Source organism: Thauera mechernichensis (assembly GCF_029588855.1).
GTDB lineage: Bacteria > Pseudomonadota > Gammaproteobacteria > Burkholderiales > Rhodocyclaceae > Thauera > Thauera mechernichensis.
Genome location: NZ_JARQZE010000004.1, coordinates 383,784 through 399,470, shown reverse-complemented (window position 1 = coordinate 399,470; position 15,687 = coordinate 383,784). Strand labels below are relative to the sequence as shown.

Annotated in this window: 11 protein-coding genes and 2 tRNA genes; 8 read left to right on the top strand and 5 right to left on the bottom strand. The window is 66.2% G+C overall.

The genetic code is table 11. From position 1 onward, the window contains the following. Window positions 1–324 precede the first annotated feature (324 nt). Window positions 325–3,387, top strand: coding sequence for an Rne/Rng family ribonuclease (locus P7F68_RS08615; RefSeq protein ID WP_277832329.1), 3,063 nt, complete (start codon window positions 325–327; stop codon window positions 3,385–3,387). An 82-nt stretch (window positions 3,388–3,469) separates the two neighbouring features. On the opposite strand, the gene P7F68_RS08610 is transcribed toward P7F68_RS08615, so the two are convergent. Both P7F68_RS08610 and uvrB read right to left on the bottom strand, forming a co-directional pair. Continuing rightward, window positions 3,470–3,943 carry a low molecular weight protein-tyrosine-phosphatase gene (locus P7F68_RS08610; protein WP_002930073.1) on the bottom strand — a complete coding sequence of 158 codons (474 nt, stop codon included), beginning with the start codon at window positions 3,941–3,943 and terminating at the stop codon, window positions 3,470–3,472. Window positions 3,944–3,970: 27 nt separating this feature from the next. Beyond that, window positions 3,971–6,058, bottom strand: coding sequence for an excinuclease ABC subunit UvrB (gene uvrB, locus P7F68_RS08605; RefSeq protein ID WP_002930074.1), 2,088 nt, complete (start codon window positions 6,056–6,058; stop codon window positions 3,971–3,973). A 150-nt stretch (window positions 6,059–6,208) separates the two neighbouring features. Here uvrB and P7F68_RS08600 point away from each other — a divergent pair, with 150 nt between their 5' ends. The 3 genes from P7F68_RS08600 (at window position 6,209) to P7F68_RS08590 (ending at window position 7,722) form a co-directional block, all read left to right on the top strand. Beyond that, a complete protein-coding gene (locus tag P7F68_RS08600; protein ID WP_002930075.1) occupies window positions 6,209–7,417 on the top strand; it encodes an amino acid aminotransferase in 1,209 nt (402 codons plus the stop codon). Between the two features lie 89 nt (window positions 7,418–7,506). Next, a tRNA-Asn gene (locus tag P7F68_RS08595) sits at window positions 7,507–7,582 on the top strand. A gap of 64 nt (window positions 7,583–7,646) precedes the next feature. After that, window positions 7,647–7,722, top strand: a tRNA-Asn gene (locus tag P7F68_RS08590). 185 nt (window positions 7,723–7,907) lie between these two features. Here the strand turns inward: P7F68_RS08590 and P7F68_RS08585 are convergent. Then, entirely contained in the window at window positions 7,908–10,337 is a 2,430-nt protein-coding gene (locus P7F68_RS08585; RefSeq protein ID WP_277832324.1) for a Lon protease family protein, read from the bottom strand. 181 nt (window positions 10,338–10,518) lie between these two features. On the opposite strand from P7F68_RS08585, the gene moaA reads away from it, so the two are divergent. Beyond that, window positions 10,519–11,610, top strand: a complete 1,092-nt coding sequence (gene moaA / locus P7F68_RS08580; RefSeq protein ID WP_277832322.1) for a GTP 3',8-cyclase MoaA — start codon at window positions 10,519–10,521, stop codon at window positions 11,608–11,610. A gap of 28 nt (window positions 11,611–11,638) precedes the next feature. On the opposite strand, the gene P7F68_RS08575 is transcribed toward moaA, so the two are convergent. After that, complete coding sequence (locus tag P7F68_RS08575) at window positions 11,639–12,250, bottom strand: YceI family protein (RefSeq protein WP_277832320.1); 612 nt, start codon at window positions 12,248–12,250, stop codon at window positions 11,639–11,641. After that, window positions 12,247–12,972, bottom strand: coding sequence for a CDP-alcohol phosphatidyltransferase family protein (locus P7F68_RS08570; protein WP_270067991.1), 726 nt, complete (start codon window positions 12,970–12,972; stop codon window positions 12,247–12,249). Before P7F68_RS08570 ends, P7F68_RS08575 begins: the two co-directional genes overlap by 4 nt. A 188-nt stretch (window positions 12,973–13,160) precedes the next feature. Between P7F68_RS08570 and P7F68_RS08565 the strand changes: the two genes are divergently transcribed. Genes P7F68_RS08565 through P7F68_RS08555 form a run of 3 tightly spaced genes read left to right on the top strand, consistent with a single transcriptional unit; the run spans window position 13,161 to window position 15,677 of the window. Beyond that, complete coding sequence (locus tag P7F68_RS08565; protein ID WP_277832318.1) at window positions 13,161–14,147, top strand: zinc-dependent alcohol dehydrogenase; 987 nt, start codon at window positions 13,161–13,163, stop codon at window positions 14,145–14,147. Between the two features lie 17 nt (window positions 14,148–14,164). Then, a complete protein-coding gene (locus P7F68_RS08560; protein WP_002940494.1) occupies window positions 14,165–14,563 on the top strand; it encodes a 6-pyruvoyl trahydropterin synthase family protein in 399 nt (132 codons plus the stop codon). A gap of 34 nt (window positions 14,564–14,597) precedes the next feature. Beyond that, window positions 14,598–15,677, top strand: coding sequence for a glycosyltransferase family 4 protein (locus P7F68_RS08555; protein ID WP_277832314.1), 1,080 nt, complete (start codon window positions 14,598–14,600; stop codon window positions 15,675–15,677). Window positions 15,678–15,687 lie beyond the last annotated feature (10 nt).

Genomic DNA, 15,687 nt, shown 5'->3' with positions numbered 1-15,687 from the left:
AGCGCTCCCGGCTTGACCGTTGCAAGCCATCCAAGGCCCAAAAGGCGCCGATGGTAACGCAACAGACCCACTTCGACATACCCATCCAGCCCACGGGTTGGATTTTGACGTGCAAGACGCACACGCAGGATCAAATGATCCGCCCGCCTGGCCTCAACGGCCTGGCGGGCGGGGTCAAGAGAATATCGACCAGCCGACCCATCACAGCCCTGAACACACACCGGATGAAAGCAGCAGTCCTCAAGAATCGCTCCTGATCCCGGAAAGCGCGATGGTGCGCGCCGTTCGTCCTGCCCGTGTGAATTGCGCGGGAGAACGATCCCAATGAAACGCATGCTTTTCAATGCGACGCAGGCCGAAGAACTGCGCGTCGCGATCGTAGACGGTCAGAAACTGATCGACCTCGATATCGAATCGGCCGCAAAAGAAGAACGCAAGAGCAACATCTACAAGGCGGTGATCACCCGCATCGAGCCTAGCCTCGAGGCGGCCTTCGTAGACTATGGCGCCGAGCGCCATGGCTTCCTGCCCTTCAAGGAAATCTCGCGCGCCTACTTCCAGCCCGGCGTGGACGCGAGCAAGGCCACCATCCGTGAAGCCCTGCGCGAAGGCCAGGAACTCATCGTCCAGGTCGAAAAGGACGAGCGCGGCAACAAGGGTGCGGCGCTGACCACCTACATCTCGCTGGCCGGCCGCTATCTGGTGCTCATGCCCAACAACCCGCGCGGCGGCGGCGTGTCGCGTCGCGTCGAGGGCGACGAGCGAGCCGAACTGCGCGAGAACATGGACCAGCTGGAAGTGCCCGGCGGCATGAGCCTGATCGCTCGCACCGCAGCCATCGGCCGTAGTGCCGAAGAGCTGCAGTGGGACCTCAACTACCTGCTGCAACTGTGGCGCGCCATCGAGGGTGCGGCCCAGGGCCAGGCCGGCGCTTTCCTGATCTATCAGGAAGGCAGCCTCGTCATCCGCGCCATCCGCGACTACTTCCAGCCCGACATCGGCGAGATCCTGATCGACACCGACGACATCTACGAACAGGCCACGCAGTTCATGGCCCATGTGATGCCGGGCAATGTCGCCCGCGTGAAGCGCTACAGCGACGACGTGCCGCTGTTCTCGCGCTTCCAGATCGAACATCAGATCGAGTCGGCCTACTCTCGCCAGGTCAATCTGCCCTCGGGCGGCGCAGTGGTCATCGACCACACCGAAGCCCTGGTATCGATCGACGTCAACTCCGGCCGCGCCACCAAGGGCTCGGACATCGAGGAAACCGCCTTCCGTACCAACTGCGAGGCCGCCGACGAGATCGCCCGCCAGCTGCGCCTGCGCGACCTGGGCGGCCTCATCGTCATCGACTTCATCGACATGGAGTCGGCGAAGAACCAGCGCGAGGTCGAAAACCGCCTGCGTGACGCCCTGCGCCACGACCGCGCGCGCGTGCAGACCGGCAAGATCAGCCGCTTCGGCCTGCTCGAACTGTCGCGCCAGCGCCTGCGTCCGGCACTGGCCGAGACCAGCTACATCACCTGCCCGCGCTGTAACGGCACTGGCCATATCCGCAGCACCGAATCGTCGGCGCTGCATATCGTCCGCATCCTCGAAGAGGAAGCGATGAAGGAAAACACCGGCGCGGTGCACCTGCAGGTGCCCGTCGACGTGGCCACCTTCCTTCTCAACGAGAAGCGCGTGGATATCGCCCGCATCGAGATGCGCCACAAGGTGCAGCTCATCATCGTGCCGAACCGCCACCTCGAAACGCCGGCGCACGAGATCATCCGCCTGCGTCACGACCAGCTCAACGCCGAGGACATCGCCTTGGCGAGCTACCAGATGGTGCAGAAGCCCAGCGAGGACGACGAGCGCCTGCCCTCAAAGGCAAACGACCGCCCGGCACGTCCCGAAGCGGCCGTGAAGGGTATCGCTCCTGCGCAGCCGGCGCCGGTGGCACCGGTTGCCGCCGAGGCCCCCACAGCCCCGGCCGCCGTCGAGAGCAAGGGCCTCATCGCCCGCATCCTCGGCTGGTTTGCCGGCAGCAAGCCGGCACCGGCCGCCGAGCCCGTGGCTGAAGCTGAAACACCTGCGAAGCGCGAGCCGCGCCCGCGCGGCGAGCGCAGCAATGGTGGTGACGGCCGTCGTAGCAACGGCAGTCGCGGCCGTCGTAGCGAGCGTGACGGCGAAAGCCAGAACGGCCGCAACAGCCGCAGCGAACGCAGCGAAAGCGACAAGCCGCAGCGCAGCACGGCGCCCACAGAGAAGTCCGAGCGTAGCGACAGTGGCCGTGGCCGCGGACGTGGGCGCGGCCAACGGACGGAGGACGCAGCCGAACGTACTGATAAGGCTGTAGATCAGCGCACGGGCGCACCTGACGACGACAAGCTGAAGCTCGCGGCTGGCCTTGCCGCTGCAGTGGTGAGCGAAGAGCGCGTACAGGTTGCCGAAGCAGCCGGCACGGTGGTCGCAGACACGCCTGCCGGCGAGGACGGCGCCCCCAGCGAGAAGCGTCGCCGCCGCGGTCGCGGTCGCGGCCGCCGCTCGGGCGAAGGGCAAGCCGCCGACCTCCAGGACGGAGTCGAAACCAGCGAAGCCGGCGAGTCCAGCGCAGACGCTGCTCAGTTCGCTTCCGGCACCACCGACGAACCTGCAACCGCTACGCCTGCAGCCGTGGGGGAGACCGTCGAGAGCGTGGCAAGCGAGACCACCGAAGCGCAGGCCATGACGCCCGTCAGCGCTGCAGCCGAGTCGGCTGCGTCCGCTGCGGATGCGACTCCGGCCGAACTCCCGGTTGCCGTTTCCGAACCGGAGACCATCGAGCCGCAGGCTCAGGATCGCTTCGCGGAAAACGCAGCAGCCCCCTTGCCTGTCAGGGTAGCGATGCAGGCCGAAGCAGAGGCTGAAGTCGCAGCCGCCGAACCAGCCGCGCCGGCCACCGAGACGGCCCCTGAGGCTGCAGCTCAGGCCGAACCGCAGGCTGCAGTTCAGGCCGACTCCGCAGCAAGGACTGAGATCGACCCTGATGTACCGACCTTGGTGGTGAGCGAGCAGGCCGAGCCTGTTGCGACCAACGAGCCGCATCGGGCGGAAGCGCCTGCGGCAGCCGTCGAGGGGCAGCCAGTGTCAGTCGCATCCGCTGTCGAAGCCGCTGAGCCGGAAGTCGTGCAAACTGCCACGGCTCAAGCGCAAGCCCCTGCAACGCCGGCGGAAACGGCCCCGATCACGCTACCTGCAGCCACGGCTGAAGGCGGCCTGATCAAGATCGAAACCGATCCGGCCAAGCGCGCCCAGTTCGGCACCGGCGCTGTAGAAGCCCCGGTTCGCCTGGGCCGCAAGCCTCGTGCAGCCGCATTCGTCGCACAGGAGCCGCTGCAGCAGGTGGAAACGCGCAAGTAAGCGCACGCGCACCCGCCCGAGCAAAGCGGGCTTGAGCGACAAGGCCATCCCACGGGATGGCCTTGTCGTTTCCGAAGACTGCTCAGGCCCTGGCCACGACGGCCTCGAGCAGCCCCCTCACGCCGTGTTCGCACATGTCGAGCACGACATCGAAGCCACGCGGCCCACCGTAGTACGGATCAGGCACCTCATCATCGAGCCGTTCGGGACCTGCGTAAGGCATGAACAACCCGAGCCGCGGACGATACACCTCGGGACACTGACGCTGCATGATCTCGAGGTGGCCACGGTCCATCGCCAGCAGCAGGTCGAACTCCTGGAAATCGCGCGCCTCGAGCTTGCGCGCGCGCAGCGCGGACAAGTCGTAGCCGCGCAGCTTCGCTGCCTTCTGAGTGCGCGGATCCGGCGCCTCGCCGGCGTGATAGCCATGGGTCCCAGCCGAATCGACCTCGACGAGCTCGCTCAAGCCGGCGGTCTCGATGAAATGGCGCGCCACGCCCTCGGCTGTCGGCGAACGACAGATGTTGCCGGTGCACACGAACAGGATCCTGGTCATGTCATCCCCTCCTCTCATTTTTGTTATTCAAACACTGCCATGCTGGTCGGCACCGAACGCTCGCTGGCGAAGCTTGAACAGCTCGTCACGCGCCGCCGCCGCCTTCTCGAACTCCAGATTGCGGGCATGCTCCTGCATCTCCTTCTCCAGGCGCTTGATCGCCCGCGCCAGCGCCTTCTCGTCCATCACCGCATAGTCTGCGTCCTTTTCCGCCACGCGTGCGGCATCGCGCTTGGCGCCATCCGAATCATAGACCCCATCGATGATGTCCTTGATACGCTTGCTCACCGACTTGGGCACAATGCCGTTGGCCTCGTTGAAGGCGATCTGCTTCTGGCGACGGCGCTCGGTCTCACCGATGGCTGCCTTCATCGAATCGGTCATGCGGTCCGCATAGAGAATGGCCGTACCATGGAGATGGCGCGCCGCGCGGCCAATGGTCTGGATCAGCGAGCGCTCCGAGCGCAGGAATCCCTCCTTGTCCGCATCGAGGATCGTCACCAGCGACACCTCCGGGATGTCCAGACCCTCGCGCAGCAGGTTGATGCCCACCAGTACGTCGAACTCTCCCAGGCGCAGGTCACGGATGATCTCCACCCGCTCCACGGTGTCGATGTCCGAGTGCAGGTAACGCACACGGATCGCGTTGTCGGCGAGGTAGTCAGTCAGGTCCTCGGCCATGCGCTTGGTGAGCACGGTGACCAATACACGCTCATTCACCGCCAGGCGCTTCTTGATTTCGCCGAGCAGGTCGTCCACTTGTGTCATCGCCGGACGCACCTCAACCACCGGATCGACCAGCCCGGTCGGGCGCACCACCTGTTCCACAACCTGCCCCTGGTGCTCGGCCTCGTACTTCGCCGGTGTTGCAGAGACGAAGACGGTCTGCGGCATCAGGCGCTCGAACTCGTCGAACTTGAGCGGGCGGTTGTCCAGCGCCGAGGGCAGGCGAAAGCCGTAGCCGACCAGGTTCTCCTTGCGCGAGCGGTCGCCCTTGTACATGCCGCCCACCTGGCCGATGGCAACGTGCGACTCGTCGATGAAGAGCAGCGCGTCCTGCGGCAGGTAGTCGATCAGGGTGGGCGGCGGCTCGCCGGGGCCTCGGCCGGAGAGGTGGCGCGAATAGTTCTCGATGCCCTTGCAGAAGCCCATCTCGTTCAACATCTCGAGATCGAAGCGGGTGCGCTGCTCGATGCGCTGCGCCTCCACCAGCTTGCCCTCGCGCTGAAAGGTCTCGATACGCTCGCGCAATTCATCCTTGATCGCCTCGATCGCCTGCAGCACGGTGGCGCGTGGCGTCACGTAGTGGCTCGACGGATACACCGTGAAGCGCGCCAGCTTGTGCTTGAGGTGCCCGGTAAGCGGGTCGAACAGGGTCAGGTGCTCGATCTCGTCATCGAACATCTCGATACGCACCGCCAGTTCGGCGTTCTCTGCCGGGAACACATCAATGACGTCGCCGCGCACGCGGAAGGTGCCGCGGCGGAAGTCGATGTCGGCACGGGTGTATTGCATCGCCACCAGGCGCTGGATGAGGTCGCGGTGCGCCATGCGCTCACCCTCGCGCAGATGCAGGATCATGGCGTGGTAGTCGACCGGGTCGCCAATGCCGTAAATGCATGACACGGTAGCGACGATGACTACGTCGCGCCGCTCCATCAGGCTCTTCGTCGCCGACAGGCGCATCTGCTCGATGTGCTCGTTGATCGACGAATCCTTCTCGATGAAGAGGTCGCGCGAAGGCACATAGGCCTCCGGCTGATAGTAATCGTAGTAGCTCACGAAGTACTCGACCGCGTTCTCGGGCAGGAACTCCTTGAACTCGGCGTACAACTGCGCCGCCAGCGTCTTGTTGGGCGCCAGCACCAGCGCCGGGCGCCCCATGCGGGCAATGACGTTGGCCATGGTGTAGGTCTTGCCCGAGCCGGTCACGCCCAGCAAGGTCTGGTACATGAGGCCGTCTTCCACCCCTTCGCACAACAGGCGGATCGCCTCGGGCTGGTCACCCGCGGGCGGAAAAGGCTGATGCAGGCGGAAGGGGCTGCCCTCGAAACCGATCACCTTGCCGCCTTGCTGCGGCGCATCGTTTCCGGCGCTATTGCCTTGACTCGTCATGCTAAAATCCCGCTCCATTCCGGTGCATCGCCACCCGGCGAGACCGGACTAAAACACCGATTATTTCCCAAATCGCGTGACAAGGCACGGCCCGGCGCCGTTCCCGCCACGCGCACCCACCGCTGCCCTACTGGAACGACTGGAGTCCTCATGTCCGCTTCGATCTTCGCCGCCGTCGAGATGGCGCCCCGTGACCCGATCCTTGGCCTGAACGAGGCCTTCGCCGCCGACACCCGCGCCGAGAAGGTCAACCTCGGCGTTGGCGTGTACTACGACGACAACGGCAAGATCCCGCTGCTCGCCGCCGTGCGCGCTGCCGAGAAGGCCCGCCTCGAAGCCATGCCGCCGCGCGGCTATCAACCGATCGAAGGCCCTGCCGCCTACAACAACGCGGTGCAAGGCCTGCTGTTCGGCAAGGACTCGCAACTCGCCACCAGCGGCCAGACCGTCACCATCGAAGCCCTGGGCGGCACTGGCGCCCTCAAGGTCGGTGCCGACTACCTCAAGCGTCTGGTGCCCGGCGCCACCGTCTATATCTCCGACCCAAGCTGGGAAAACCACCGCGCACTGTTCGAATCCGCCGGCTTCCCGGTCGAGAACTACCCCTACTACGACGCCGCCTCCCGTGGCGTGAACTTCGCCGCCATGAAGGCCAAGCTCGACAGCCTGCAGCCCGGCTCGGTCATCGTGCTGCACGCCTGCTGCCACAACCCGACCGGCGCCGACCTGTCGGACGCGCAGTGGGACGAAGTCGTGGCGGTATGTCGTGAGCGCGGCCTGATTCCCTTCCTCGACATGGCCTACCAGGGCTTCGCCGAAGGCATCGACGCCGACGCCGTGGCCGTGCGCGCCCTGTCGTCCAGCGGCCTGCAGTTCTTCGTGTCGAGCTCGTTCTCGAAGAGCTTCTCGCTCTACGGCGAGCGCGTTGGCGCGCTCTCAATCGTCACCGCCAGCAAGGAAGAGGCGGGCCGCGTGCTGTCGCAGGTCAAGCGCGTGATCCGCACCAACTACTCCAACCCGCCGATCCATGGTGGCGCCATCGTCGCCGCGGTGCTGTCCTCGCCCGAGCTGCGCCAGATGTGGGAAGACGAGCTCGGCGGCATGCGCGAGCGCATCCGCGCGATGCGCACCGGCCTCGTCGACCAACTCAAGGCCGAAGGCGTGGCGCAGGACTTCTCGTTCGTGATCAAGCAGCGCGGCATGTTCTCGTACACTGGCCTGACTGCAGCCCAGGTCGAGACGCTCAAGGCCGACTTCGGTATCTACGCCGTATCGACCGGCCGCATCTGCCTGGCCGCGCTCAACTCGAAGAACATCGGCTACGTCGCCAAGGCGATCGCACAGGTGGTCAAGGGCTGAGCCCAATCGCACCAAGGCGACGGAGCAGCAAAAAAACGCTTCTTCGCCTTGACGAAGGCGCGCCCTATGCCTAAAATGCGCGCCTCTGTTCCCCGATAGCTCAGTCGGTAGAGCGCCGGACTGTTAATCCGTAGGTCCCTGGTTCGAGCCCAGGTCGGGGAGCCAAGTTTTAGGACTTGGTGTTTCTCCAAGGAACAGCAGGTCGCAGCAGTAGGCTGCAAAAGGTAATTCCCCGATAGCTCAGTCGGTAGAGCGCCGGACTGTTAATCCGTAGGTCCCTGGTTCGAGCCCAGGTCGGGGAGCCAGCATCAAGCAAAAAAGCCAATCCTTCGGGGTTGGCTTTTTTGCTTGCTTTTCCAACCCCGAAGGTCAGTGACTTCGAGGCAACAACACCGACCAGCTGAACGCCTGGGCCTCGGGGCCTGGGTGAGCCGAGTAAGGCTCACGGGACTCGCGACGAGCCCCGGTCGGGGAGCGAGCCCCCCTCCAATCACACCCCGTGTCGCCGCCGATGCTGGCGCGAACCCGCGGAACCCTCGCCGTCTGCATAAGCATGGCGGGCCGCAGTCATTTCGGCCAGTACCGTCGCAACCTTGTGGTTGAGGGTACCCTTGGGGATCACGCCCTTTGCGTCCGGCTCGCCCGCCTCGACACCGGTCAGTACGGTCATCGCCTCGTCCACCGTCGACACGGCGTGGATGTGGAACCGGCCTGCGGCAGCCGCCTGCACGACGTCCTCGCGCAACATCAGGTGGCGTACGCTGGCCGCGGGGATCACCACCCCGTGCGAGCCATCCAGGCCGCGGGCACTGCACAGGTCGAAAAAGCCCTCGATCTTCTCGTTGACGCCACCAATTACCTGCACCTCACCAAACTGGTTCACCGAGCCAGTGATCGCGAAGCGCTGCTGGATCGGAATCTGCGTCAGCGCCGACAATAGCGCGCACAACTCGGCAAGCGAGGCAGAGTCGCCCTCGACCGGCGCGTAGGACTGCTCGAATACCAGGCTCGCCGACAGCGACAAGGGCTGGTGACGGGCGTAACGTGCGGCGAGAAAGGCGGACAGGATGAGCACCCCCTTGGAGTGGATGGCGCCGCCGAGTTCGGTCTCACGTTCAATATCGACCACGTCGCCCTCGCCCATACGCACCGTGGCAGTGATGCGCACCGGATGGCCGAAGCGTTCGCCGGCGAGTTCGACAACGACCAATCCGTTGATCTGGCCGGCACGCTCGCCATCGGTGGAAATCAGCGTCGTACCGTCAAGGATGGATTCGCGCACCCGGGTCGGATAACGGCTGCAGCGACGCACGCGCGCCGCCAGTGCATCCTCCACCTCGACGCGCGTGCTCGTGTCTCGCCGCTTGAGCCGGGCATGGTGGTCGGCCTCGCGCATCAGATCCGACAGCGAACGGGTGTTCAGCGACAGGCGGCCGGAATCTTCGGCGAGGCGAGAGGCCTCCTCGACAAGGCGGGCGACACCGCTGCTGTCGAAGGGCAGCAGGCCGGCGCTGCGTACGAGCAGCGCGATCAGGCGCGCATACTCGCGCTCGTTCTCCGGCGTACGCGGGAGATCGTCGTTGAAATCGGCTGCGACCTTGAACAGGTCGGCAAACTCGGGATCGTGCTCCATGAGCAGGTAATACACGTCACGATCGCCGATCAGCACGACCTTGAGTGCGCTCGGCACTGCCTGCGGCTCCAAGGTCAGCGCACCACTCCAGCCTTGCGCCTCGGCAGGCGGCTCGATGCGGATCTCTCCCGCACGCAGGCAGCGCTTGAGCCCCTCCCATGCGAATGGCTGCGACAGCAGGCGCTCGGCGTCGAGAACCAGGTAACCGCCATTCGCGCGGTGCAGCGCCCCGGCACGGATCAGGTTGAAGTGGCTGACCTGGTTGCCCTGCTGCACCACATGCTCGATCCGGCCGATCAGGTTGCCATAGCCAGGATTGTTCTCGAACACCACCGGCGCCCCTTGCGAGGCCGAATGATCGACCAGCAGCTTGACCTGGTAGCGGTGGTAACGCGTGCTCTCCTCCGGCTCGGAGACATCGTCCTCATCCTCTTCGAGCATGGTGCCCTTGATCGCGCTGTCGAGCACATCGTGCTGCACGGCATCGACGAAGGCCAGCACCTCGGGCAAGTCGGCATGCGCCTCGCGCACCTCACGCAGCAGGTGGGACACGGCAGGCCCCAAGACCTCGTGCTCGGCGCGCTCGATCGACTCGCGCACCGCCTTGCGCCAGCCCGGGAAGTCGTTGAGCAGGTCCTCGAGCTTCTCGCTCCAGGCCGTCACGCGCGCTTCGATCTGGTCACGCTCGGCCTCGGGCAAGGCCTCGAAGGCTTCTGGCGACATCACCTCGCCGTCGCGGATCGGCGCGAAGACAAAGCCTTCCGGGGTCTGCAACAACGATATCTGCTCCGCGGCACAGGCCTGCCCCAGCTCGCGCAGAGCCCCCTCCTCGCGTGCCTTGTGCGCGTTCTGCAGGGCCTCGACACGCTCGCTGTGCGCATCGCTGTCCAGCGCTGCAGCAAGCGCCGGGCCGAGATCGCGAATGAAGGTCTGCATGTGCGCCCGCAGCGCTGCGCCCCGCCCGGCGGGCAGGGTGAGCAGGCGCGGCTTGAGCGATTCGTCGAAGTTGTGCAGATAGCACAGGTCGGGCGGTACCGGCTCGCTCGCCGCACGTTCGCGCAGCAGGCGAAAGGTGGTTGCATGCTTGCCACTGCCCGCCTCGCCGAGCACGAACACGTGGTATCCGGTGTGTCCCATCGCCAGCCCGAAGCGAATCGCCTCCACGGCGCGCTCCTGGCCAAGGTCGCCGGCATGGTCGGCGAGCGCCTCGGTGGTATCGAAACCAAGTGAATCGGGGGTGCAGTGCTTACGCAGTGCCGTTGCCGGCAGTGGCACGAGGTCGGCCATGTTCGAGTATTCTCCAGATGCCGCAAGTCGCGTCGGCGCGCCATGATACACCCTGGCTCCGCCGGCTCATTGAGCGCGGCCCGCTGCCCGTGGAGGTCGCATGTGGCACCAGCCCTCCCAACCAGCCTTGCACCCCCGCGCCAGCGTGCCGATAATCCAGTCACACCACTGCGCAACGACCATGAAAGTCATCCCGATCCAGCACGCAGCGGCGGCGCCCTCGCCTGCCGACCCTGCAAACAGGCCCGCTCCCGGTCTTGCCCTGTTCGACCGGCGCGGGCGCAATGTGCGTGATCTGCGCATCTCGGTCACAGATCGCTGCAACTTCCGCTGCGTGTACTGCATGCCGCGCGAGGTGTTCGGTGATGACTACCCCTTTCTGCCACGGGCAGACTTGCTGTCGTTCGAGGAGATCGTTCGCGTGGCGCAGCTGTTCGTTGCCCGCGGCGTGCGCAAGATCCGCATCACCGGTGGCGAACCGCTGCTGCGCAAGGACATCGACCGTCTGATCGGCATGCTGGCCAGGCTCGACGGCGTCGAGATCACACTGACTACCAACGGCGTGCTGCTGCCCAAGCTGGCGCAAAGGCTCAGGAACGCGGGTCTGCACAGGGTCACGGTCAGCCTTGATGCACTGGACGACACGCTGTTCCGGCGCATGAACGACGCCGACTACCCGGTAGAGAAGGTTCTCGAAGGTATCGAGGCCGCGCGTACGGCCGGTCTCGGGCCGATCAAGGTCAACATGGTGGTCAAGCGCGGCACCAACGACAGCGATATCGAGGCAATGGCGACCCACTTCCGCCACAGTGGGCACATCCTGCGCTTCATCGAGTTCATGGACGTCGGCGCGTCGAACGGCTGGAAGATGGACGAAGTGCTGCCCTCGCGGGACGTGATCGGGCGCATCGACCGCGTCCATCCGCTCGAGCCGATCGACCCCAACTACGAGGGCGAAGTTGCCGAGCGCTGGCGCTACAAGGATGGAGCGGGCGAGATCGGCGTGATTTCCTCGGTCACCCAGGCCTTCTGCTCCACCTGTACGCGCATCCGCCTGTCGACCGAGGGCAAGCTCTACACCTGCCTGTTCGCGCAGGCGGGGCATGACCTGCGCGCCCTGTTGCGCAGCGCGGACGAGGCGGCAAGCGTCGACGCCCGCCTCGATGCCGCGATCGCCCAGGTGTGGCAGCAGCGCGACGACCGCTACTCGGAGATCCGCACGGCCGAGACCGCAGCCCTGCGCAAGATCGAGATGTCCTACATAGGCGGCTGAGACGCCCCCGTCCGCCGCCCAAGCCCGCTCACTCGCGGATCGCCTCCAGTTCGAACAGCAGTTCGACCTCGTCGCCGACCATGCCGCGCTCGATGCCGTAGGTCATGCCCCACTGGCTGCGCAGCAGCGTGGTGCGCGCCGAGATGCCCAACGTATGCTTGCGGTGCCCGAACGGATACACCGCTGCCTTGTTCAGCGCCACCTCGAGGGTCACCGGGTGGGTCTGGCCGAGCAGGGTCAGCTTGCCGCTGAGCTTGCCGGTGTTGTCTGCGTTGGGCTCGAACGCGGTCGCCTCGAAGACGATCTCGGGGAAGCGCTTGGCGTCGAGGAAATCGCTGTCGCGAACATGGCGATCGCGTGCGCCGTGGTTGCTGAACACGCTATCGGCGCTCACCACGACACGCCCCGAACTCAGCGCACGGGTTTGCTCGTCGTAGACGAAGTTGCCACTGGCTTTCTGAAACAGGCCTATCACCTTGGCGTAGCCGATGTGATCGACCTTGAAGGCGATCGCAAAGTGGTCGGGGTCGATACGGTAACTGTGCGACTGCGCCCATGCAGGGCTCGCTAACGCCGCGGCGAGCAGCGTCGCGGCGCCGATCAGGGCGTTGCGGGCACAGCGGATCGGTTCGGTCTTCATCCTTCTCTCCTCCGGTTGTCAGCGGTCCCGCCCCGGACTGCGCGGTGCAGCCAGTGCACATCGACCGCGAAGGACCACGCCAGCAACGCCAGCGCGGGCAACAGCAAGGCCGTCGCCAACGAGGCGTCGACCAGCGGCAGCAGGCATAGAAGCAGGCTCGCGACCTGCACGACGCACACCAGCTTGCGCCTGTCGCTGTCGGGCAAGGGAGCGCCCAACCACGGCCAGCGCAGCATGGCGGCGACGAAGCCGTAACGCATCAGTCCGATCGCGAGCACCCAGGACCCGGCCTTGCCCATCTGCAACAGGTGCGCACAAAGGACGAGGATCAGCAGGGCATCGAGTTCCATGTCGAAGCGTGCCCCGTACGCACTGGCGCAGCGCCAGCGTCGTGCCACCCAGCCGTCGACGCCATCCAGCACCAGCGCCAGCATACTGATGGCGGCCAGCAGCCACGCCCATTGTGCCCCCCAGGCAGGCGCGAACAGCGCCCCGACCAGCATGCACACCAGCACTGCGCGCACCAGCGTGACCTGATTGGCGGGCCCCAGACTGCGCTGGGGATCCCCCCAGAAGCGGGCGAGCAGCAGGACGATGACTGCGAGCGCCACCGTCGCACCCACCAGCGCTTGCACCGGCATGGCAGCGAAGACGCAAGCCACGATGCCTCCGCCCAGCAACATCAGCAGTGCGAGCCCCAACTCCTGCCAGAGCCTTGGCATGTACCCCCTCCCGCTCGACACCTCGCCGAGGCCACCACGCTGCACGCTTCACCTCCCACTTGTCGCCACGACTGACCGCTCCCGACACCGTCGCCCGCTGGCCCGCGAGGACCCGCGAGCCGCCTGCTAACATACCGCTTTCGATCACCAGATTACGCATCGGGTTCGCCCGCGCGACCAATTTACGCATGCCCGTTCCCAACCTCGCGTTCTGGAGCCTGCCACCGGATCGGGGCGAGCTTCGCCCCGCGCCACTGCCGCCGCTCGCCGACGGCGACGTTCTGGTGCGCGCGCTGTACAGCGCGATCAGCCGCGGCACCGAAAGCCTGGTGTTCCGTGGCGAGGTTCCGCGCTCGGAATACCAGCGCATGCGTGCGCCTTTCCAGGAGGGCGAGTTTCCCGGGCCAGTCAAGTACGGTTACATCAGTGTCGGCATCGTCGAGGACGGCATCGGCTCCCAGGCCGCCGCGCTCCGGGGGCAGACCGTTTTCTGCCTGCACCCCCATCAGCAGCGCTACATCGTCCCTGCCAGCGCCGTGCTGGCGCTCCCCCCCGGAGTGCCACCCGCGCGTGCGGTACTTGCCGCAAACATGGAGACGGCGATCAACGCCTGTTGGGACGGCAGCCCAGCCGTCGGCGACCGTATCGCGGTGATCGGCGCCGGCGTGGTCGGCACCTTGATCGCCTGGCTGTGTGCACGCATCCCCGGCACCGAGGTAGAACTGATCGATGTCGACGCCGAGCGTGCAGCGCTCGCCACGGCGCTCGGCCTCGTCCATCGCGCACCCGGGGCGGCGCGCCCGGAATGCGACCTTGTCTTTCACGCCAGCGGCAATCCAGCCGGCCTCGCGCAAGCGCTCGAACTCGCCGGCCAGGAGGCCAGCATCATCGAGGTGAGCTGGTACGGCCAGCGCAACGCCACGCTCGCCCTCGGCGCCGCCTTTCATTCGCGCCGGCTCGTCCTGCGCGCCAGCCAGGTCGGCCATATCACTGCGCCGCGCGCGCCGCGCTGGGACTACCGCCGCCGCCTGGAACTCGCGCTCGCGCTACTCGTCGACGATCGGCTCGATGCACTGATCAGCGGCGAGCACCCTTTCGCAGCCCTGCCCGCACTCATGGCACGCCTGGCGCACACGCCGGCTGGCGCCCTGTGCGAGCGCATCCGCTATGACTGACCAACCGGAGCACCTGCATGTACAGCCTCAGCGTCCGCGATCACATCATGATCGCCCACAGTTTCCAGGGCGAGGTTTTCGGCCCCGCCCAGCGCGTCCACGGTGCCACCTATGTCGTTGATGCATGCTTTCAGCGCCCCGAGCTCGACGCCGATGGCCTGGTGGTCGACATCGGTCTCGCCAGCGATACGCTAAAGGCGGTGCTCGCCGAACTCAATTACCGCAATCTCGACGATGAGCCGGCCTTCAGCGGCCGCAACACCACCACCGAGTTCATGGCACGGGTGATCTTCGAGCGCATGGCCGCAGCCGTCCGCAGCGGCCGCCTTGGCGAGGGCGCGCGCGGGCTCGAGCGGCTGAAGGTCACCCTGCACGAATCGCACATCGCCTGGGCAGCCTATGAGGGCGGGCTTTGAACCAGACGCCAGCCTTGACATGGGACCGATCTCCATGAGCCGCCGCGTCGATCTCGTCGTCCCGGGCGACCCCGCCCAGCTCACCGGCGGCTACCTGTACGACGCAAACATCGCTGCCTCGCTGCGCGCACAGGGCTGGACGGTCACCGTGCACGGGCTGCCCGGGCGCTTCCCCGACGCCGATGCCCAAGCGCGCGAAGCCTTCGATGCCACATTGTCGGCGCTGCCTGCGGGCCGCCAGGTGGTCATCGACGGACTTGCTCTGGGTGGGCTACCTGAGCTTGCGCATGCCCACGCCGGTCGCCTGGACCTCATCGCCCTCATCCACCACCCGCTGGCCGACGAAGGCGGACTATGCACCACGCTGCAACGCTGCCTTCTGGCCTCGGAGCGCGCAGCCCTGGCCGCAGCCCGTACCATCATCACTACCAGCCGCCACACCGCACGGCGGCTTGCGCATTTCGGCGTGCGACCCAACCGCCTGCAGGTGGTCGAGCCGGGGGTACGCGCCTTGCCCCTCGCCGCGGCTGATGCCGACATACCCAAGCTCCTGTGCGTAGCCAGCCTGACCCCGCGCAAGGGCCACGGGCTGCTGGTGGCGGCACTCGCGCGTGTTGCCGACCTCGACTGGCAGTGCGACTGCATCGGCAGCCTCGCACGCGACCCCGTGCATGCGGGCACGATCGCCGCTCAGATCGCCGCTGCCGGCCTCGACGGGCGCGTCCGGCTAAGCGGCGAATGTACGGATGATGCGCTCTGCGCAGCCTACGCCGCAGCCGACCTTTTCGTGTTGCCCTCGCGTTACGAGGGCTACGGCATGGTCATCACCGAGGCAGTCGCCGCCGGACTGCCGGTACTGACCACTTCGGGTGGCGCTCTGGGCGAAACCCTGCCGCATGGAGCCGGGCTGGCGATGCCGGTCGATGACGTCGATGCCTTCGCCAGCGCGCTGCGTGCCTTGCTCAGCAACCGCGAGCACAGGCTGCAACTTCGCGATGGCGCCCGCCGCGCCCGTTCCGGCCTGCGCGACTGGACGCGTGCAGGCTTCGAGTTCGCCACCGCACTCGACCGCCACGCAGCTACGAACCACCTAGCGCAAGGACGCCATGCATAGCGACCAAGCC

What these genes read in the sequence shown, in the direction of transcription:
- P7F68_RS08570 (WP_270067991.1), bottom strand. Translation starts at nt 12,972, where the DNA reads ATGCCAAGGCTCTGGCAGGAGTTGGGGCTCGCACTGCTGATGTTGCTG.
- P7F68_RS08615 (WP_277832329.1), top strand. Translation starts at nt 325, where the DNA reads ATGAAACGCATGCTTTTCAATGCGACGCAGGCCGAAGAACTGCGCGTC.
- uvrB (WP_002930074.1), bottom strand. Translation starts at nt 6,058, where the DNA reads ATGACGAGTCAAGGCAATAGCGCCGGAAACGATGCGCCGCAGCAAGGC.
- P7F68_RS08555 (WP_277832314.1), top strand. Translation starts at nt 14,598, where the DNA reads ATGAGCCGCCGCGTCGATCTCGTCGTCCCGGGCGACCCCGCCCAGCTC.
- P7F68_RS08585 (WP_277832324.1), bottom strand. Translation starts at nt 10,337, where the DNA reads ATGGCCGACCTCGTGCCACTGCCGGCAACGGCACTGCGTAAGCACTGC.
- moaA (WP_277832322.1), top strand. Translation starts at nt 10,519, where the DNA reads ATGAAAGTCATCCCGATCCAGCACGCAGCGGCGGCGCCCTCGCCTGCC.
- P7F68_RS08575 (WP_277832320.1), bottom strand. Translation starts at nt 12,250, where the DNA reads ATGAAGACCGAACCGATCCGCTGTGCCCGCAACGCCCTGATCGGCGCC.
- P7F68_RS08560 (WP_002940494.1), top strand. Translation starts at nt 14,165, where the DNA reads ATGTACAGCCTCAGCGTCCGCGATCACATCATGATCGCCCACAGTTTC.
- P7F68_RS08610 (WP_002930073.1), bottom strand. Translation starts at nt 3,943, where the DNA reads ATGACCAGGATCCTGTTCGTGTGCACCGGCAACATCTGTCGTTCGCCG.
- P7F68_RS08565 (WP_277832318.1), top strand. Translation starts at nt 13,161, where the DNA reads ATGCCCGTTCCCAACCTCGCGTTCTGGAGCCTGCCACCGGATCGGGGC.
- P7F68_RS08600 (WP_002930075.1), top strand. Translation starts at nt 6,209, where the DNA reads ATGTCCGCTTCGATCTTCGCCGCCGTCGAGATGGCGCCCCGTGACCCG.